Annotated in this window: 3 protein-coding genes; 1 reads left to right on the plus strand and 2 read right to left on the minus strand. The window is 61.7% G+C overall.

Annotation, left to right across the window (positions count from 1 at the left end):
- On the plus strand, positions 1-448 hold a 448-nt coding region (locus J4F42_22430; GenBank protein ID MCE2488281.1), incomplete at its 5' end, for a L,D-transpeptidase.
- A 136-nt stretch (positions 449-584) separates the two neighbouring features.
- Here J4F42_22430 and J4F42_22435 read toward each other — a convergent pair.
- Together J4F42_22435 and J4F42_22440 are read right to left on the minus strand one after the other, a co-directional pair.
- Complete coding sequence (locus J4F42_22435) at positions 585-1,337, minus strand: SDR family oxidoreductase (GenBank protein MCE2488282.1); 753 nt, start codon at positions 1,335-1,337, stop codon at positions 585-587.
- A 39-nt stretch (positions 1,338-1,376) separates the two neighbouring features.
- Positions 1,377-2,426, minus strand: a 1,050-nt coding sequence (locus J4F42_22440; GenBank protein ID MCE2488283.1) for an acyl-CoA dehydrogenase family protein, incomplete at its 5' end; no start/stop codon positions are given.

Genomic DNA, 2,426 nt, shown 5'->3' on the forward strand with positions numbered 1-2,426 from the left:
GGAGGAAGAGCGGGTGCTTGTCGTCGATAAGAGCTGTCAGCTGCTGCAGGTGTATGACTACGGCCGGCTTGTCCGCAGCTATCCGATCGTGTCCGCCCGCCGCGATGGACGCAAGCTGTACGAGGGCGACAAACGCACACCAATCGGTCTGTACATGGTCATCGGCAAACGTCGGCACCCCCGCTGGTCGCGTTTCATGCTGTTGGATTATCCGACCCCGTCCGATGTGGCCCGCCATCGGCACCACCTCAAGACCGGCCAGCTCCCGGGCCGCAACGGCAGCCATCCGGGTCCGGGCGGTGAAATCGGGCTGCACGGCACAGACCATGCCGAGCTGAATAGGGTTGGGGTCAACTGGACGCTCGGCTGCATCTCTCTGTCGAACCCCGACATCCGGGAACTGTACCGCACAACCCCCGAAGGCACCCTGGTGTACATTAAGGAGTAGGCACGGCGTCACATGAAATCTGCACGCTATGCGCCTGAAACGTAAAGGGATTGTATCAAAACGGAATCGAACGCATGAACCGCGAATTCTTGAAGTAAGGGCTGAGCTGTTTCACGCGAAACATCGACCGTCGGCCCTAGGCCATGACCTGTCCACCGCACACCAGCAGGTATTCGCCGGTGATGAAACTGCCCAGTTCAGAGGCAAAAAACAGCGCCGCATTGGCCGTGTCCTCAGCCGTTCCGGTCCGGCGCAGGGGCACCTGTTTTTCGTGCTTTTCGCGGGCTTCGGGAGTCAGCATGGCCCTGACCTCCTGGGTCAGGGTCAGCCCCGGAGAGACGATATTGACCGTGATATTGTAGGGGCCGACCTCAATCGCCAAGTTCCGGGTAAAGCCCAGCATGGCGGTTTTGGCCGAGGTATAGCCGTGGTAAGACGGCCCGGGTTGGTGGATACCGATGGTGTTGACGCTGATGATGCGTCCCCAGCGGCGCTCCTTCATGCCCGGCAGAACGGTCTGACAACACACAAAGGCGGCCTTCAGGGTGGTATCGATCTGTTCCTGCCACTCGGTCCAGCTACTGTCGGCAAACGACTTGCGTGGCACTCCGGCCGCATAATTGCTGACCAGGATATCCACCTGGCCAAAGGCCCGCTCGGCCTGGGCCAACATGTCGGCCACCTGCGCCGCATCGGTAATATCGGCTTTGACACACACAGCCTGCCCGCCGGCCGACCTGATCTCGTCGAGAACCTGCTGGGGGTCTCCCTCGTCCCGGACCTGATTAATCACCACCTTGGCCCCGGCCTGCGCAAACACCCGGGCAATACCTGCCCCTGTTCCGCGGCACGAGCCGGTGATCAGCGCTACCTTGCCTGCCAACAGCATAGTCCCTCCTCGTTTCAATGAATGGGCACGCCCCGCCTGTTATCTGCCCGGCTGGAGCCCCAGGCCGCGGATGGCCATGATATTGCGCAGCACATTGCTCGTTCCGCCCTGGATCGTATACGCCGGCGCGTACAGGTACTCGCGAGCCGCCCGGCCGGCCAAACGGGCCGCCGGTGAGTCAGGCATGAGAACCGCATAGTCACCGAGCAAACTGCTCACGGTATCGGCGATACGCTGCTCGACCTCGGTGCAGTAGCACTTGGCCATGGCCGCCTCATAGTTCGGGATCCCACCCTGGGTCAGCATCCAGGCTACCCGATAGACCATGGAACGCCCCAACTCAAGCTCGATGTGCATTTCGGCCAGCCGGTTGCGGACCAGCGGGTCCTTGGCCTGACCGGTCTGTTTGGCATAGGCGACCGCGTCACGGAACAGGGGATAATTGCTGAGCAAGCGCTCAATCCCGCTCCGCTCGTAATCGAGCTGAGAGGCGATCTGATACCAGCCCCGGTTCTTCTCGCCGATCAGCCACTCCTGGGGCACCTTGACATTATCAAAGAACACCTCGTTGAAGTGGTGCTCACCAGTGATATCGACCAGCGGCCGCACCTCGATTCCGGGCGTCTGCATGTCAACCATGAACTCGCTGATGCCCTTGTGCTTTGGCGCGTCGGGATCGGTGCGGGCCACCAGATAGGCGTAGTCGGCCACGTGGGCAAAACTGGTCCAGATTTTTTGGCCGCTGAGCGAGAAGTGATCCCCCTCTTCGACCGCCTTGGTACGCAGCGAGGCCAGGTCGGAGCCCGAGCCGGGCTCGCTCATGCCCAGACAGAACACGACTTCGCCCCTGGTTAACCGGGGCAGGATGGCGGTTTTTTGCTCCTCGCTGCCGTAGGCCAGCAGTGCCGGCCCGACCTGGCGGTCGCCGAGCCAGTGGGCGGCAACCGGCGCCCCGGCCCGCAGCAGTTCCTCGGTCAGGATCAGGCGATCCAGATAGGTTTTTTCCTGGCCCCCATACTGTTTGGGCCAAGTCAGTCCGATCCAGCCCCGGGCACCGAGCTTTTGCGAAAATTCTCGTGAGAAGCCCGT

The organism is Desulfurellaceae bacterium (assembly GCA_021296095.1).
Taxonomy (GTDB): Bacteria; Desulfobacterota; Binatia; order Bin18; family Bin18; genus JAAXHF01.

Coding starts and splice junctions, on each gene's coding strand:
- J4F42_22435 (MCE2488282.1), bottom strand. CDS start 1,337: ATGCTGTTGGCAGGCAAGGTAGCGCTGATCACCGGCTCGTGCCGCGGA.